The organism is Flavobacterium gelatinilyticum (assembly GCF_027111295.1).
Taxonomy (GTDB): Bacteria; Bacteroidota; Bacteroidia; order Flavobacteriales; family Flavobacteriaceae; genus Flavobacterium; species Flavobacterium gelatinilyticum.
Genome location: NZ_CP114287.1, coordinates 3,714,940 through 3,732,455 on the forward strand (window position 1 = coordinate 3,714,940; position 17,516 = coordinate 3,732,455).

At 36.9% G+C, this 17,516-nt stretch carries 16 protein-coding genes; 12 read left to right on the plus strand and 4 right to left on the minus strand.

The window, feature by feature from the left end:
* Positions 1–47 precede the first annotated feature (47 nt).
* The 4 genes from OZP11_RS15695 to OZP11_RS15710 all read left to right on the plus strand — a co-directional run bounded on the left by OZP11_RS15695 (position 48) and on the right by OZP11_RS15710 (position 8,010).
* The gene (locus OZP11_RS15695) at positions 48–1,553 is read left to right on the plus strand and encodes a cellulase family glycosylhydrolase (protein WP_281231501.1); all 1,506 of its coding nucleotides are present in this window, start codon (positions 48–50) and stop codon (positions 1,551–1,553) included.
* A gap of 115 nt (positions 1,554–1,668) precedes the next feature.
* Complete coding sequence (locus OZP11_RS15700) at positions 1,669–3,615, plus strand: sialate O-acetylesterase (RefSeq protein ID WP_281231502.1); 1,947 nt, start codon at positions 1,669–1,671, stop codon at positions 3,613–3,615.
* Between the two features lie 10 nt (positions 3,616–3,625).
* Entirely contained in the window at positions 3,626–5,125 is a 1,500-nt protein-coding gene (locus OZP11_RS15705; RefSeq protein WP_281231503.1) for a family 43 glycosylhydrolase, read from the plus strand.
* Between the two features lie 476 nt (positions 5,126–5,601).
* Positions 5,602–8,010, plus strand: a complete 2,409-nt coding sequence (locus tag OZP11_RS15710) for a glycoside hydrolase family 95 protein (protein WP_281231504.1) — start codon at positions 5,602–5,604, stop codon at positions 8,008–8,010.
* 153 nt (positions 8,011–8,163) lie between these two features.
* Here the strand turns inward: OZP11_RS15710 and OZP11_RS15715 are convergent, their stop codons facing one another.
* The 3 genes from OZP11_RS15715 to OZP11_RS15725 form a co-directional block, all read right to left on the minus strand.
* Positions 8,164–8,838, minus strand: a complete 675-nt coding sequence (locus OZP11_RS15715) for a hypothetical protein (protein ID WP_281231505.1) — start codon at positions 8,836–8,838, stop codon at positions 8,164–8,166.
* 7 nt (positions 8,839–8,845) lie between these two features.
* The gene (locus OZP11_RS15720; RefSeq protein ID WP_281231506.1) at positions 8,846–9,835 is read right to left on the minus strand and encodes an alpha/beta fold hydrolase; all 990 of its coding nucleotides are present in this window, start codon (positions 9,833–9,835) and stop codon (positions 8,846–8,848) included.
* Positions 9,836–9,988: 153 nt separating this feature from the next.
* Positions 9,989–11,077, minus strand: a complete 1,089-nt coding sequence (locus OZP11_RS15725) for a helix-turn-helix domain-containing protein (RefSeq protein ID WP_281231507.1) — start codon at positions 11,075–11,077, stop codon at positions 9,989–9,991.
* Positions 11,078–11,278: 201 nt separating this feature from the next.
* On the opposite strand from OZP11_RS15725, the gene OZP11_RS15730 reads away from it, so the two are divergent.
* Complete coding sequence (locus OZP11_RS15730) at positions 11,279–11,740, plus strand: Panacea domain-containing protein (protein ID WP_281231508.1); 462 nt, start codon at positions 11,279–11,281, stop codon at positions 11,738–11,740.
* Between the two features lie 2 nt (positions 11,741–11,742).
* Complete coding sequence (locus tag OZP11_RS15735; protein ID WP_281231509.1) at positions 11,743–12,102, plus strand: hypothetical protein; 360 nt, start codon at positions 11,743–11,745, stop codon at positions 12,100–12,102.
* Between the two features lies 1 nt (position 12,103).
* Here OZP11_RS15735 and OZP11_RS15740 read toward each other — a convergent pair whose 3' ends face one another.
* The gene (locus tag OZP11_RS15740) at positions 12,104–12,649 is read right to left on the minus strand and encodes a CvpA family protein (protein WP_281231510.1); all 546 of its coding nucleotides are present in this window, start codon (positions 12,647–12,649) and stop codon (positions 12,104–12,106) included.
* A 244-nt stretch (positions 12,650–12,893) separates the two neighbouring features.
* Between OZP11_RS15740 and OZP11_RS15745 the strand changes: the two genes are divergently transcribed.
* The 6 genes from OZP11_RS15745 (at position 12,894) to OZP11_RS24885 (ending at position 17,483) form a co-directional block, all read left to right on the plus strand.
* Positions 12,894–13,250 carry a hypothetical protein gene (locus OZP11_RS15745; RefSeq protein ID WP_281231511.1) on the plus strand — a complete coding sequence of 119 codons (357 nt, stop codon included), beginning with the start codon at positions 12,894–12,896 and terminating at the stop codon, positions 13,248–13,250.
* Between the two features lie 148 nt (positions 13,251–13,398).
* Positions 13,399–13,848: a hypothetical protein gene (locus tag OZP11_RS15750; RefSeq protein WP_281231512.1), complete on the plus strand. Its 450-nt coding sequence runs from the start codon at positions 13,399–13,401 to the stop codon at positions 13,846–13,848.
* Between the two features lie 156 nt (positions 13,849–14,004).
* Complete coding sequence (pheS, locus tag OZP11_RS15755) at positions 14,005–15,024, plus strand: phenylalanine--tRNA ligase subunit alpha (RefSeq protein WP_281231513.1); 1,020 nt, start codon at positions 14,005–14,007, stop codon at positions 15,022–15,024.
* Positions 15,025–15,113: 89 nt separating this feature from the next.
* A complete protein-coding gene (locus OZP11_RS15760) occupies positions 15,114–15,521 on the plus strand; it encodes a hypothetical protein (protein WP_281231514.1) in 408 nt (135 codons plus the stop codon).
* Positions 15,522–15,659: 138 nt separating this feature from the next.
* Positions 15,660–16,436: an isocitrate lyase/PEP mutase family protein gene (locus OZP11_RS15765; RefSeq protein ID WP_281231515.1), complete on the plus strand. Its 777-nt coding sequence runs from the start codon at positions 15,660–15,662 to the stop codon at positions 16,434–16,436.
* Between the two features lie 6 nt (positions 16,437–16,442).
* The gene (locus OZP11_RS24885) at positions 16,443–17,483 is read left to right on the plus strand and encodes a bifunctional transcriptional activator/DNA repair enzyme AdaA (protein ID WP_349293765.1); all 1,041 of its coding nucleotides are present in this window, start codon (positions 16,443–16,445) and stop codon (positions 17,481–17,483) included.
* Positions 17,484–17,516 lie beyond the last annotated feature (33 nt).

Below are 17,516 nucleotides of genomic sequence, written 5' to 3' on the forward strand. Positions count from 1 at the left end.
CGGCAGTAAAAAGCCGGCGCTGCTGCTAAAATTTTAAATGATATAGAATGAAAAAGACAGTAAAAGATTATTTGTTAAGCATACTTTTAAGTTTTGCTTTTTTAGGAGTTTTGGCTTGCAGTTCAGACAAAGAAACCACTCCGGAAACAACCATTAAATCACTTACCGCAAGTACAACTAAAATTGATTTCGACAGCAAAGAAAATGTATCGGATATCACGGTAAACTCAGAAGCCGCGTCATGGACAATTGCCAGTTCTGCAAGCTGGGTAAAAGTAAGCCAGACAAGCGGTACAAAAGGATCGGTTATTGTACGAATAACAGCTGAGGCAAATACAGAAACTGCAGCTAGAACAGCTTCGGTAACCTTAACATCAAACGAGGCCAAACCAGTTACCATTGCCGTTTCACAATTGGCAGGAACGGTTAGTACAGGATTATACCCAAGTTACAATACCAATCCAATTGCGGCAGATGCTTCCGGAATGGGAAGTACAGCAGTACAATTAGCAGCAAAAATTAAACTGGGCTGGAACATTGGGAACACATTAGAAGCAACAGGCGGCGAAACAGCATGGGGGAATCCACGAGTAACCAAAGCCTTAATTGATGCTGTAAAAGCAAATGGTTTTAATGCAATACGAATTCCGTGCTCATGGAATCAAAACATGGAAAATGCAGCAACGGCAAAAATCAAAACCGACTGGCTGAACCGCGTTAAAGAAGTAGTGCAGTATTGCGTAGATAACGATATGTATGTTGTAGTAAACATTCACTGGGACGGCGGCTGGCTGGAAAACAACATCACCGAGGCCAAAAAAGTAGAAAACAATGCCAAACAAAAAGCATTCTGGGAACAAATAGCAACACATTTGCGCGGTTTCGACGAACATTTACTTTTTGCAGGCGCCAATGAACCGGCAGTTGAAGATGCAGCACAAATGGCCGTTTTAACTTCATACCACCAGACTTTTATTGATGCTGTTCGTTCTACAGGAGGTAAAAATGCATACCGCGTTCTTGTAGTTCAGGGACCAACAACAGATATCGAAAAAACCAATAAATTAATGACCACTTTGCCAACAGATAAAACGGCTGACAGAATGATGGTCGAAGTACATTATTATACTCCATGGAATTTTGCAGGTTTAACCAAAGACGAATCCTGGGGTAAAATGTTCTACTATTGGGGAGCAGGAAACCATTCAACAACAGATACCGACAGAAATGCAACCTGGGGAGAAGAAGCCGATTTAGAGAAAAACTTCAAACTGATGAAAACCCAGTTTGTCGACAAAGGAATTCCGGTTCTTTTAGGAGAATTTGGAGCAATCCGAAGAACCACTTTAACCGGAGATGCATTAACATTACATCTTAAGTCAAGAGCCTATTATTTAAAAACGGTCGTGAAAACAGCAAAAGCAAATGGATTATTACCGTTTTATTGGGACGAAGGAAGCTTAGAAAATAACGGATTTGGAATCTTCAAAAGAGCCGATAATACCGTCTTCGATACTCAGGCATTAAACGCCTTAAAAGAAGGGTTACAATAAGAAAAAAGCCTTAAAACCACGTAAGTGATATAAGTAAAATTAAATAAAGGAATAATTATAAAATTAAATTATCTTATATCACTTAAGTGGTTTAAAATATTAAAATCAGAAAAAAATGAAAAAAACTATTTCTTTTATTTTATTGATATTGAGCATAATTGCCAATGCCAATGTAAGGATGCCTTTAATATTTTCTGACGGAATGGTACTGCAAAGAAACAAACCAATTCCAATTTGGGGGTTTGCAGATGCAAATGAAAATGTAGAAATCCGTTTTAACAAACAAATTAAGAAAATACAAGCCGATAAAAACGGAAAATGGACGGTAAATCTCAACGCCGAAAAAGCAGGCGGACCATTCGAATTAATCGTCATCGGAAAAAATAAAATAACCATCAAAAATGTTTTGGTTGGAGAAGTCTGGATTTGCAGCGGACAATCGAATATGGAATTTCAGGTGTATAAAACCATGAATGCCGAAAAAGAAATCAACGATTCAAATTATCCAATGATTCGTCATTTTGGCGTTGCGCAGGATTTAAGCGGAACTCCAAAAGATGATTTAAAAGAAGGAAAATGGGAAGTTTCAAGCAAAGAAACCGTTGGTAATTTTACGGCAGTAGGGTTTTATTTTGCCAGAAAATTATATTCAGAGCTGAAAATCCCAATCGGAATCATCAATACCTCCTGGGGCGGCACCAATGTAGAAACCTGGACAAGCCGAGAAGCTTTTCAAAACAGCGATGAATTTAAATCGATGATCGCTGATGTTCCGGTGGTAGACATCGATGCTATTTTTGAAGTCTATAAAAAATCCGTTTTAGACAATCTTAGAAAAGTACAGGGATTTGATGTAACAATGGAAAACGAAAACCAGTTTAAAAATCCTGACTTTCAGGATAAAAACTGGCCGGAAATAAAAGTGCCATCACTTTGGGAAAACCAGCAGATAGGCAATATCGACGGAATTGTCTGGATGCGAAAAACAATTGTACTGACAGCAGAACAAGCCAAAAAAGAAGCCGTTCTGCATCTTGCAAAAGTAGACGATGAAGACAAAACCTATATTAACGGAGTTGAAATAGGAACCAGCAATCTTTGGGACAAACTGCGAGTGTATAAAATTCCGGCAAATGTTTTAAAAGAAGGTGCAAACGTAATCGCAGTACGAATTACAGATTACAGCGGCGGCGGCGGTATTTACGGCGATCCGGCTGATCTTAAAATCGATTTTAAAGATTCAAATCTGGCATTAGAAGGACTTTGGAAATTTAATGTCATTCAGGTAAAACTGGCCATATCGCCAAACAGCTATCCGTCATTATTATACAACGCCATGCTGAAACCGTTGATTCCGTATGCCTTTCAGGGCGTTTTATGGTATCAGGGCGAAGCCAATGTCTGGAGAGCCAAACAATATAAAAAGGCATTCCCCTTAATGATTACCGACTGGAGAACTCAATGGAAACAAGGCGATTTTCCATTCTATTTCGTTCAGTTATCTACTTTCGACGAATTTGGCGGCAACAGCCAGAAAGGAAGCCGATGGGCAGAACTTCGCGAAGCACAATCAGAAACCTTAAAATTACCCAATACCGGAATGGCTGTTACAACCGATATTGGAAACGCAAAAGACATTCACCCAACCAACAAACAAGACATTGGTTTACGTTTAGCGGCAATTGCAATGAACAATCTTTATGGTAAAAAACAAGTTCACAGCGGACCAGTGTATAAATCTCAGGAAATAAAAGGAAATCAAATCATCCTGACTTTTGATAACATTGGCAGCGGATTGTCAACGCCAAATAACGATGAGCTGCAAGGATTCGAAATTGCAGGAGCCGATAAAGTTTTTCATCCTGCAAAAGCCGTAATCAAAGACAACAAAATCATCGTTCACAGCGATCAGGTTCAAAACCCTGCTGCGGTACATTATGGCTGGGCCGATGACGATACAGGGATCAATCTTTTTAATAAAGAAAAATTTCCGGCATCACCATTTAGAACCGATAACTGGCAAATGGTAACCGAAAATGAAAAATACAGCGTAAGCAAATAAAAGAAGAATCATGAAAAAAATAATTTTATTAGTTATCGGATTCATTTCCTTTATTAGCAGTGCCCAGCAGCAAAAACCGGGTATTGGCGATGACTATTATCAAAACCCAATATTTGCGGGAGATTATGCAGATCCGTCGATAATAAGAGACGGCGAAGATTATTACATTGTACACTCTTCTTTCAACTATTATCCCGGATTATTAATCTGGACATCCAAAGACCTAATCAACTGGAAACCCGTAACCCATGCACTTAAAAAAAGCGTAGGTTCAGTCTGGGCACCGGATTTGGTCAAATACAACAACAAGTTCTACATTTATTTTCCGGCAAACGAAACCAATTATGTAGTCTGGGCCAATTCCATCAACGGGCCGTGGAGCGATCCCATCGATTTGAAAATCGGAAATATCGACCCAGGACATTTTACAGATGATAAAGGAAACCGCTATTTGTATTTTAGTAACGGAAACTATGTACCATTATCAAAAGACGGTTTAGCCATAACCAGCGAAGGAAAACATGTATACGACGGATGGAAAATTCCCGAAGAATGGTCAATAGAATGTTTCTGTATGGAAGGTCCAAAAGTCCTGAAAAGAGGAAATTATTATTACTTAACCACAGCAGAAGGCGGTACAGCCGGTCCGGCAACAAGCCACATGGTCATATCGGCAAGATCAAAATCACCGCTCGGACCTTGGGAAAATTCACCTTACAACCCGATTATCAGAACTAAGGACAGTTCAGAAAAATGGTGGTCAAAAGGACACGCCACCATCATCGATGATGTAAACGGAAAATGGTGGATGGTTTTTCACGGCTACGAAAAAGATTATCATAACATGGGGCGCCAGACGCTTCTCGAACCGGTTGAGTGGACAAACGACGGCTGGTACAAAAGCCCTGAAAATACCAAAACCGAAAACCCGATAAAAAAACCGGCAGGCAAAAACATAAAAAACAATTTCACACTTTCAGATGATTTTTCCGGTTCAGAACTAAAACCGCAATGGCAGTTTTTTAATGAATTCGACGCCGAAAGATTCAAACTCACACAAAACGGAATTCAGCTGAAAGCCAAAGGAAAAGGAATAGGCGAGAGCTCTCCGCTTTTATGCACACCTCCCGATCATTCGTATACAGCACAAGTCGAAGTTGAAATCGAAGGCAATGCCACCGCAGGACTTATCCTGTTTTACGACAGTAAATTATACACCGGAATTGCTGCCGATAAAGAAAACGTGCTGGCAATTTTAAGATCATGGCAGTTTCCAACCCAAAAAGGAGTTAACAAAACCCATTTGTTTCTGCGTCTCGAAAAGAAAGAACAACTCGTAAATATGTTCTATAGTCTGGACGGAAAAGCATGGAAAAAAATCGAGAACTCAGCCGAAGTTTCCTCTTTCCACCACAACGTGCTAAGCGGCTTTATGAGCCTTCGATTAGGACTTTCGGCGGTTGGCGACGGACAAGTAACGTTTAAAAATTTTGTTTATCAATCCAACTAATACATAAAATAATTATATTAGGCTCAAAATTATAACGATGTCGATAATTAGGGCGTGACCGCAGCGGGATAAAAAGGCAGACATACTTAACGTAAATACGCCTTCTTATCCCGGTGCGGTCGGGCTATACGCACTACTTCGGTAGTTTGCTCCTATCCCTCACGCGAGCGTATCCTAATAAAATTTCGTATCCTGACAGGTTTTTAAAACCTGTTAGGTATCAGATGATAAACAGAAATAATTAAAAAGTTCTGTTAGAAAAAATATAAGCAGTAAAGAGATTTCAAACCATTGAAAAAAATCAATGGCAATACCTAACAGGTTTTAAAAACCTGTTAGGATAGAAATATAGATTAATCCGGGATATTCTGTCAGGAACAAAATGTGGGCAGCAACAGTATTTAATCCGTTGAAAATAAATTGGAATTCCAATTAAAGTTTCGCAGTGACGACATATAAAATTAAAACGCAATAAAATGAATTCAAACAACATCAAAAAAACAATTTTCATTTTACTTTTTGCATCTTTCTGCATCAAAACCACGGCACAATCCGGTCATGTTTTATGGTACAAACAGCCCGCAGAATTCTTTGAAGAAAGTTTGGTTTTAGGAAACGGAAAAATGGGAGCCACCGTTTTTGGCGGTATAAATTCAGATAAAATCCATCTGAACGATATTACCCTTTGGTCAGGAGAACCTGTAAATGCCAATATGAATCCCGAAGCCTACAAAAACATTCCAGCCATTCGCGAAGCGCTTCAAAACGAAAACTACAAACTGGCCGAAGAACTTAACAAAAAAGTTCAGGGAAAAAATTCCGAGAAATATGCCCCTTTAGGAACTTTGGAAATTAACAATTCCGAGAAAGGCAAAGCAACTAATTACTACAGAGAACTTGATATTTCGAATGCCACATCAAAAGTAACGTACGAAATGGACGGTGTAAAATATACCCGTGAATATTTCGTTTCGGCTCCGGATCAAATCATGATTATTAAACTGACCAGCAGTCAGAAAGGCGCTTTAAATTTTGATGTTAATTTAAAAAGCCAGCTAAAATCAGAAGTACATACAAGAAACAATACGCTGATCCTAAACGGAACTGCCCCAATCAATGAAAACGCAGGCTATACCGTTCAACCCAAATTTTTATCAGTAAAAGAAAGAGGCACAAGGTTCACCACTTTAATACAAATCAAGAAAACCGACGGGCAGATTACAAATTCTAATGCGTCGCTGACTGTAAAAAATGCATCCGAAGTTTATATTTACATTTCAATTGCAACCAGTTTCAACGGCTTTGATAAAAATCCGGCATCCCAAGGTGTAGACGATATGGCTATAGCAGCCCAGAATCTCAACAAAGCATTTGCAAAACCATTCGATAAAATCAAAGAATCGCATATTACCGATTATCAGAAATTCTATAATCGTGTCGATTTAAATCTGGGCAAAACCACCGCTCCGGATTTACCAACAGACGAACGTTTACTACGCTACGCCGACGGAAAAGAAGATAAAAACCTTGAAATCCTGTATTTCAATTTCGGGCGATATTTATTAATCAGTTCTTCAAGAACACTGGGTGTCCCGGCAAACCTGCAGGGACTTTGGAATCCGCATTTGAGTCCGCCTTGGAGCAGTAATTATACCATGAATATCAACTTAGAAGAAAACTACTGGCTGGCAGAAAATACCAACCTTTCAGAAATGCATAAATCGCTTTTAAGTTTTATAAAAAACCTTTCGGTAACCGGAAAAGTAACCGCAAAGACTTTTTACGGAGTCGACAAAGGCTGGGCTGCCGGACATAATTCTGATATCTGGGCCATGACCAATCCTGTTGGACAGTTCGGAAAAGAAGAACCAATGTGGGCCTGCTGGCCAATGGGCGGAGCATGGCTGAGTACGCACATTTGGGAACATTATATTTTTACTCAGGATGCCGCTTATTTAAAGAAAGAAGGATATCCGTTAATGAAAGGCGCAGCCGAGTTTTGTTTGGGCTGGCTGGTAACGGATAAAAACGGAAATTTTATTACTTCGCCATCAACTTCACCGGAAAATCAATATAAACTGGCAGATGGTTTTGTAGGCGCAACGCTTTACGGAGGAACAGCAGATCTGGCTATGATCCGCGAGTGTTTTGACAAAACCATAAAAGCATCAAAAGTGCTCAATACAGATGCCGCTTTCAGGGAAAAACTCGAAAAAACACTTGCAAAACTTCACCCTTACCAAATTGGAAAAAAAGGAAATCTGCAGGAATGGTATTTCGACTGGGAAGATCAGGACCCAAAACACCGCCACCAGTCACAGTTGTTCGGACTTTTCCCGGGAGATCATATCACACCTTTAAAAACGCCGGACTTAGCCGAAGCTTCAAAGAAAACTTTAGAAATTAAAGGAGATGAAACTACCGGCTGGTCAAAAGGATGGAGAATTAATCTCTGGGCAAGACTTTGGGACGGAAATCGTGCTTATAAAATGTACCGTGAATTATTACGCTACGTAGATCCTGACGGTAAAAAAACAGAAAAACCAAGAAGAGGAGGCGGAACATATCCAAATTTATTCGACGCCCATCCGCCATTTCAAATTGACGGGAATTTTGGAGGCGCAGCTGCCGTTGCTGAAATGCTGGTGCAATCTAATGAAAACGAAATCAGATTACTTCCTGCATTAGCAGACGCCTGGGAAGAAGGTTCTGTAAAAGGAATCTGTGCACGAGGCGGTTTCGAAATCGAAATGACCTGGAGAAACAAGAAGCCTGAAAAAGTGATTCTTTCTTCTACGAAAGGAGGAAAAACCACTTTGATATTTGGTGATAAAAAACAGGAAATTGTTTTGGGCAAAGGAGAGAAAAAAGAAATTAACTGGTAAAACAGTTTTTAAATTTTAAACAGCAAACCCGACAGGTTCTTAAGAATCTGTCGGATTTGCTTGTAGAATAGGCACAGCTATGTGTGAAAATATGATTTTCATTAAACTCTTCGCACTAAATTTAAAACGATGTTCTTATTAGTATTTAGAAGATCAATCCAATTTACAATTATACCCCAATTGTAAATAAAACGGAATTAAAGGTGCTGTTTTAAAATCTTCGGTTATCACTTTTCCGGCTCTTAAAATCAAATCACTTTTGCGAAATGAATAACCGCCCTGAATACCGAAGTTAAAATTTCCTCCTGTTGTGGGTTCGTACCAGCCGTTTCTGACTTCAGGAAAAACCTCTTTATAAATACGGGTATGTTCAAAATGCGTTACGATTGCTTTGTCAAAACCAAATTCACCTGCCAAAAACCATTTCGGTTTATAATAGCCGATGGTTGTCGAAGCATCGGCACCAAAATTTTGTAAAGTCACGAGCGGATTTCCATAACGTCTGTAAATTCCATGAATCGCTGCGTTAAAACGAAAATTATCGATTTTATAAACATTAATTTGTCCACCGATTTTAGTTTTAAAATCATCAAAAATAACTTCGCCTGATGCAAACGAAATCGAACTTTCCAGAACAATCGGTATTTTGGAATTTAAATGATAACCGTAACTCAGACCATAAACAAAACTGTAGTCCCAGCCCGCATTTATATTTAAGATATGTTTTTCTTCTTTTTTTAGATTTTCCCAGTTTAAAGTTTGTGCCTGCGAATGGTGAGAGGTAAACAGAGAAAGAAGAAATGTGATTACCAGTAATATTGCTTTCATATCCGGATTATTTTAAATCGTTTAAATAATTCAACACGATTGGTTCTACATTTTCCCACTTAAAATAAATCATTTCATGTCCGGTTCCTTTTACTTCGGCAATTTCCGAAGCAGGAAAATAAGCGGCTTCTTTAAGGGCAAAATGTAAACCGTACGACTGATTCAGTTCTCCGTATAAAAACAGCACTTTTGGATCGTATTGTTTTAGATTTGTTGTAAAATCAAAACCCTCATTTTCAGAAATATCAATGAAACTTTCCAGAACCGATGTACCGATTCTCCAAAATGGCGACGGCCCGGGAATACCTTCTGTATTTCCTTTTGCATACGAAAAACTGGAAGAAATACCATATTTATAATCCAGGATGGCGTGTTCGTTTTCTTTTCCCGTCAAAAACTGATCTACATATAAAAGATTGCTTGTCACTTCAGAAAAAATGTTGATTTTACGGCTCATTTCGCCATAATCATCCAGAAGTTTTTTATTGAGTCCGCCCGGTTCTGCCAGAATTAATCCGTCGATTCTATCAGGATACGAATTGACATAAGCCGTTCCCAGCATTGCGCCCCAGGAATGCCCAAAGAGAAAAACCTTTTGATTGGGAGAAGTTCTGTAATATTCGATTACTTCGGTTAAATCATCCAAAACTAATTGAATCGAATAACTTTTTTTGTCATGTCTTTTGGATAATCCTGATCCGCGCTGATCATAAAAAACGACATAATACCCCTTGTCAGCCAGTTGCTGCACATTTAGTCCGTTGCGGTAATCAGAACCCGGACCGCCGTGCAGAAAAACCAGCATGGGATTGTTTGGATTTCCAAAGGTTTCAGAATGTAACTGCGTTTCGTTTACAAAAATTGAGGGAAGCGAAGGATCCTCATCTACAGTTTTTGGAACTAAGTATCCGGATTCGTTACTGTCGTTTTCGTTTTCGCAGCTAAGAAAAAAGAAAATCGAAATGGCTGCCGTCCAATATAACACCTTGTTTTTCATTGCATAGTTTTTAAAAGTTTATGCAAAGATGTTGTTCAGATGTATATGGGTCGCCCCAACTTGTAAGGTGGTTCTTTTTTTTAGAGATGCTAAGTTACTAAGGGACTCAGGTGCTAAGTTTTTTTCTTGTTGAAAATTGCGAGATTAAAAAAATTACTTCAAATACTCAGAAGGAGAAAGACCTGTTACTTTTTTAAAATTTCGGTTAAAAGCCGTTTTCGAATTAAAGCCGCATTCAAAAGCAACAGAGAGCAAAGTAAATTTTTGGTTGTCGGGCAGAAGAATCATTTTTTTAAATTCCTCTACTCGCTGTGAATTGATGTAATCGTAAAAGTTTTTATTTTCTGCCGAATTAATTACCTGCGAAAGCACATTAGGATGCACGTTTAATTTTTGAGATAAATCGGCTAAGGTCAAGTCCGGATTTTTGTACAGCTTTTCATCCATCATAATCTGATTCAATTTTTGATGAAGGAACAAAAGTTCATCGGCGGTCAGGGCTGATTTCTCGTATTTTATTTTTTCAGAGGTTCTTTCGGGTTCCGGATTTTCAGATGAAAGAACACTTTCAGCAGTATTTTGATTGGTAAAAATTCCAACCTGCTTGATCCCGAAATACCCAATAAACATCAGATAAAATACAACAACCGAAAAAATGTATTCGTCTTCATAAAAAATCACAACCAGCCAGATAATAGCAGAACCTAAAATCAAATACTGCAGCCAGCGAAGATTGATTTTTTCACTTGAAGAAAATTGATCGGATATGTTTTTACGGTGTTTTGAAAGTTTTTGAAGCGAAAGCAGCGCATAGACAATTCCGGAAAGTAAAACAAAGCCGTATAAGATCATAATCAGATTTTCATATCCTTTTCCTTCATTTTGAAAAACTTGTAATTTTTCGGAAAAAGGCAGCATAAAAAAAGGCATTAAAACCAGAACTGCGATTAGAAAAGGCAGAAAGTGGAGTACATTATATTTTTTGTTCTGATTTTGATTCGTCAGAGCCGAAGTGTACAAATATAAAAACGGTCCCTGAAGCAACGGCATCGGTAGTTCGAAACCCAGTAGAAACGGAAATGAAGCAAAATCTTTTTTATAATGCAGGTAATATAAAAACAAATGAAATCCGGTAAAAAACAGCCAAAGCGCCAGAATTTTATCGGCTTCACTTTTATTCTTTTTACTTGTAAGAATCACAACCAGAAAAAAAGTAATGATAATGCCCGCTAAATACAACATGGCCGGTTTAGGTTTTGGGTTAAACAGGTTTTTGAAAATACGAGGCAAGATACTTTATTTTGCTTAGATTTTTATAATTGGTTTATTGCCAAAAAGTGAAGTTTTTAAAGTAAAATCATTCATTTATATTGTAATAACTTTTCTGAAATTTTGCAGGGAACTTATTTTAAGTAACTTTGAAAAAACAATAATTCTAAGAAAATGGCTTATAATCCAACAACAGTAGCCAATTATTTTATAGGTAAATATTCCAAAACCGGAAACCTTACACCTATGAAAATAATTAAACTGACTTATATTGCCTATGGCTGGTATCTGGCCTTAACAGATAAAAAAGACAGATTAATTGATGAAAAACCAATTGCCTGGGATTTTGGACCTGTTTTTCCTTCTTTATATTACAGTATTAAGCAATACAAGAAAAATATTATTACAGAGAAGATTCCAAACTCTGTGAATAATGACAAGATTTCGAGTGAAGATGAAAAATTCCTGGATAAGATATGGGAACTCTACGGAAGATTTGACGGAATTTATCTGAGCGCTTTAACACATACTGAGGACAGTCCGTGGACAAAGGTGTACCGAAAGGACATGAATGCAGTTATCTCAGACGATGATATTTTTGATCACTATAAAACGAAACTAAAACCAATACTGTAAAGATGGCCCTGGATCTAAATCGTATTTCAATTGACAGCTACTCCTCCTTAACATCAGAAGATTTAACCTATGCCAGAACACAGAACCAGATTCTGGAAGATCGTTTAGGCAGTGCCAAAGTAGGAAGGTTTTTAGAAGATACAAAGCTGAGAAGACATTTAACCTACATTTTCTCGTTTATCATTTTTATGTGGCTGGGTTCTGTAATTTCAATTTTGTATTTTAATGATAATTTATTGAAATTGAATCTTTCAGAAAACGTATTAATCACTCTGCTTACTACCTCATGTGTAAATGTGATTGGCATGATGCTGATTATCCTTAAAAATTTATTCCCAAAGCCAATTGGTGATCCGGAATAGTTTATTCTTTTTCGGTTTCAGAAGCTTCTTTTGGTTTTTCGGAATGTTTTTCTTTAAAAGTCTCGTACCATTTTTCGATTGAGGGATACACAAAAGCAGCGACTTTTTTTATCGGATTATAAAAAATGAAATTATCCAGAGTTTCTTTTTTGGCAAAAGTATTGTTGAAATTTATTTTTTCGAACAAAGCAATAAAAATACTCAGGATCAGGATCGTTTTTAAGATTCTGAAAAAACCGCCTCCCAGTTTATTAAGCCATCCAAGCTGTGCAAAATCGGCAATTCCGGTCAGCATTTTTGCCAGTAAATAAACCCCGATTACAACCAGAATAAAGGTTAAGATAAAAGCCGTAATCTGAATATTAGTCGGATTCCAGGAAACATGTTTTGAAATCATCTCTGTCATTAAGGACGAAAACTTAATAGCCAGGTAAATTCCTAAAAGCAAAGAAATAAAAGAAGCAATTTCTACAAAAAGTCCGTTTTTAATGCCTTTGTATAAACTGTAACACAAAAGTGCGCCAACGATAATATCAAAAAAACTCATGTTTTCTGTTTGTGTTTAATGAGGCGCAAAGATAGATTTTTTTTTGAGGGACAAAGACTCAGAGAGACAAAGTAACAAAGGTTTTTGGGGTTAAAAACAACTACAAATCTTCTGTTATATATTTTATGTAAAGAGTATGTATCTTTGCCAATTCATATTTTAGACTTTAGACTGCGGTTTCGAGGCATCGAAATAGATTTTAATCTGCATTCTAAAAATCTAAAATCTAAAATTACAAATAAAAATGTCCAGAGATACACAATTAAAAGAGCGTTGGGAAAAGCTCGTCGATATACTTTCAAATCAATTTTCGCAGGGCGAAGACTTAGATTTGGATGCCATAATTTACCTGATTGGTGTTCAGGAATTCGGTAAAGTGCACCGTCAATTCAAAAAAGATGAAAAACTGAACCTGATGCACATTGCAATCTGCCGACTGCTGGAACCGTACGGATTTTACGAATTTGAATATTTTGATGAAGACGGATGGCCGCATTATAAAATAAAAGAACAGCTGCCATCGTTAAAAGCAGGAGAACAATCGGTTTTAATGAAAGAAGCCATTGTGAATTATTTTTTAGAAAGAAAACTTATTGAATAGTTTTTGTGGTAAGTCGCAGTCTCGGTTTGCTGTACAGAGACTAAAAACCGTGATTGAAAACTTAAAAAAGATGTGTAGATACGCAATGACATCCTATAAACCTCACTATGCTTGTTTTAAGTGTCGAAAAACATTTAAAAGAAGATTGATGGGCGATATAAAAAAAGGAGAAAAATCGGTTTTTGAAGCGAAATGTCCGGAATGCTGTGAATTAATGGCGAATATGGGACTCGATTTTGAATCGCCTAAGAAAGACGATTTGAAGAAATGGGAACATCTGAAAAGCTTATATTCTGTTGGCATTACGTTTCATTCCTGCGGCTGCAGCGGGCCGGGCTATATTCCAAATTCTAAAGAAGCAATAATTCAATATTTTGAAGAGATAAAAAGTACCTATCTTAAAAATATGGAATTTTGGCGTAATAGGGTTGAACCTTCAACTAAAAAAGAAATAGAGCGCGATGCCAATAAAAACTGGTATGAATTAGGACGGATTTCTTCTAATTATAAAAAAGAAATAGTTCTAAATCAGGAAGGTTTAGATTATTGGCATGAAAAGGTTAAGAAAATAGAAGAAAAGCTAAGTCTGATAAATTAGTTTTAAAAAGACTTAGAAACAGATAAATTTTACAGATTTAACGAGTTGTATGGTAATTTAAAGATTCTGTTTTTTAGTTGTGAAGGAAACTTTGAACTTTAAACATTAAACTTTGAACAAAATACTTAAATTTGTATTCTCAAGAACTGAATGAAAATGATAGATAAGATAAAAGAATATATTGGGGAAGCCCAATCTTTTTCAACAGAAAACAAAGAAGAACTAGAAGCATTCCGTATAAAATTCTTAGGAAAAAAGGGTATTTTAAATGACTTTTTTGCTGAGTTTAAAAACGTTCCAAACGATCAGAAAAAGGAATTTGGCCAGTTTACAAACGCATTGAAAAATGCGGCCGAAGAAAAAGTGAAGTCAATTGTAGAAACTTTAGAAAGCAAAGAAGAAACAAAAGGCGTTTTTGGCGATTTAACTCGTGCTGCAGAACCGGTTCTTATTGGTTCTCGTCATCCAATTTCGATTGTTAAAAATCAGATCATCGATATTTTTGCTAATATCGGATTCAATGTTTCCGAAGGTCCGGAAATCGAAGACGACTGGCATAACTTTACCGCATTGAACTTACCGGAATACCATCCGGCACGTGATATGCAGGATACATTTTTCATTCAGACAAACCCAGATGTGTTATTGCGTACGCATACATCATCTGTTCAGGTGCGTTATATGGAAAATCACAAACCGCCAATTCGTACGATTTCTCCGGGACGTGTTTTCCGTAATGAAGCAATTTCGTCACGTTCGCACTGTATTTTCCATCAGGTTGAAGGATTGTACATTGACAAGGACGTTTCTTTTGCCGATTTGAAACAAACATTGCTTTATTTCACAAAAGAAATGTTTGGGAAATCTAAGATTCGTCTTCGTCCGTCGTATTTCCCATTTACAGAGCCAAGTGCTGAGATTGATATCTATTGGGGATTAAAAACCGAAACGGATTATAGAATTACAAAAGGAACCGGCTGGCTGGAAATTGGTGGCTGCGGAATGGTAGATCCAAACGTTTTGAAAAACTGCGATATCAACCCGGATGAATACAACGGATTTGCTTTTGGAATGGGAGTAGAGCGTATTGCAATGCTTTTATATCAAATTGGTGATATCCGTATGTTCTACGAAAATGATGTTCGTTTCCTAGAGCAGTTTAAAGCAAATATATAATTTAAGTCATAAAGTCGTAAAGTCGAAAGTTGAAAGTCTCAGAGGGGGTTTTGACTTTCGACTTTATGACTTTCAAACTTTCGATTCATATGAAAAAAGATATAATAATTCCAGAGGTTGAAAACGTGTTTCTTGCTGCAGTGCAGGAATGGAGCGACGATTTTATGGAAAAAGTGTGGTACGCGTATTTAGTAAACGACAGCGATTTTAACTTAGACAGCGTAATGGTGGTTTCAAAAGCATTTGGAACTATTGATGGCGAAATGAAAAAAACATCAATTCTGCGTCATGCTTTTGTTGAGGTGCCTTCTGTTTCTGTTGTAAAAATAGAATTGGTAGAAAAAAGTCTTTTAGCCCTTAATAACGAGTTTATGGTAACTTTCTTTATCGGGAATACTTTGTATGATAAGAAATTCATCTTCAAAGCCAATTCAATCAATGAAAATGATACGGAAGAAGTGCCTATTTTATTTGTTGAGGGAATTATGGTGAAATAAGAAATTTAAAAGAATATATTATAAATCACGATCTGTTTACGATCGTGATTTTTTATTTCAAAAAAATAGTTGTCAATTTTTCGGTTGCAGAAGGTTTCGTCTCAAAAGTACCTTTGTCAAAACGAAACGTGATAAAGTATGACAACAAAATTTGAAGAATTTAAAAAAGGGCACCACAACGAAACGCCGTTGTTACTTGGAAATGTATGGAATGTTCAGAGTGCCCTGCAATACGAAAAATTAGGATTTAAAGCTCTTGGAACTTCAAGTGCTGCAATTGCTTCTGATTTAGGATATGAAGATGGAGAAAACATGCCGTTTGAAGATTATTTTTTTATGATTCAAAGAATTAAATCAGCCGTAAAAATTCCGTTAAGTGTAGATTTGGAAGCCGGTTATGGAAATACTGTTGAAGAAATAACAGCTAATATTTCAAGATTGCATGAAATTGGGATAGTTGGAATTAATATTGAAGATTCGATTGTTGTTAATTCTAAAAGAGAAATAACAGATGCAGAAAGTTTTACATCGAAACTAAAAGCGATTACAGAAAGTTTAGCAAAGAACAACATCGATATGTTTATAAACGTACGTTCTGATGTGTTTCTTTTGGATCTGCCTAATAAAATTGAAGAATCTAAACGAAGATTAAAACAATATGAAACGACTGGTGTCGATGGTATTTTTCTTCCCTGTATTACAAATGAAGAAGATATAAAGGAAATTACTGCAGCGATAAAACTTCCTCTTAATGTAATGTGCATGCCTAATCTTCCTAATTTTGAAAGATTGAATGCCTTAGGAGTAAAGCGCGTTAGTATGGGAAATTTTGTAAATGCTTTTTTAAACAAACAATTGGAAAAAGTTACTTTACAAATACTAGAGAGTAAAAGTTTTTCTCCTGTTTTTGAATAATTGGTTATGGAACTTACAGACGATATAATGTATCAGGCAGCAGTAAACAAGGATACTTCTTTTGAAGGAGTATTTTTTACTGCGGTTAAAACAACCGGGATTTTCTGCCGGCCGACTTGTACTGCGAGAAAACCTAAAAGAGAAAATGTAGAATTTTTTACCAGCTCAAAAGAAGCTGTTTTAAAAGGATACCGACCTTGTAAAGTCTGCTTTCCATTAGAAAAGTATAACGAAACACCCGATTTTATAAAGGAGATTTTAAAAGAACTTTCAGAAAATCCATCCCTGAAATTTAAAGATTCTGATTTAATCCAACGCGGAATTGAACCTAGTAAAATGAGACGCTGGTTTTTAAAGAACCATAAAATTACTTTTCAGGCGTATCAAAGAATGTTTCGTATTAACAGTGCTTTTAAAAAGATAAAAGAAGGAGAAAGTATTACTTCAACAGCTTTTGATACGGGTTATGAATCTTTGAGTGGTTTTAATGATTCTTTTAAATCGATATTCGGCGTTTCTCCTAAAAACAGCAAAGCACAAAGTATAATTGATCTTAAAAGAATCGAAACGCCATTAGGCACAATGTATGTCTGCGCTGTAAAAGAAGGAATTTGTCTGCTTGAATTTACCGACAGGAAAATGCTGGAAACGGAATTTAAGACATTAGCAAAAACGTTGAATGCCACAATTATTCAGGGAGATAATCCGCATTTTGAAATTTTGGAGCAACAGTTAAAAGAATATTTTGAAGGCAAAAGAAAAGATTTTACAGTACCGCTTTTTTCTCCCGGATCTGATTTTCAGAATAAAGTCTGGACTGCCTTACGAAATATACCTTATGGGGCTGTACGATCTTATAAAGAACAATCTCTTGCAATTAATAAACCAGAAGCCATTAGGGCTGTAGCCAATGCAAATGGAGCAAACAGAATTTCGATACTTATTCCGTGTCATCGTGTGGTAGGTTCAAATGGAGAACTCACAGGATATGGAGGCGGATTATGGCGGAAGAAATGGCTTTTGGAGTTGGAGAAAAAGAATACTTAGTGGCGTGTAGAGGAAGCAAGAGGAAAGACTGGG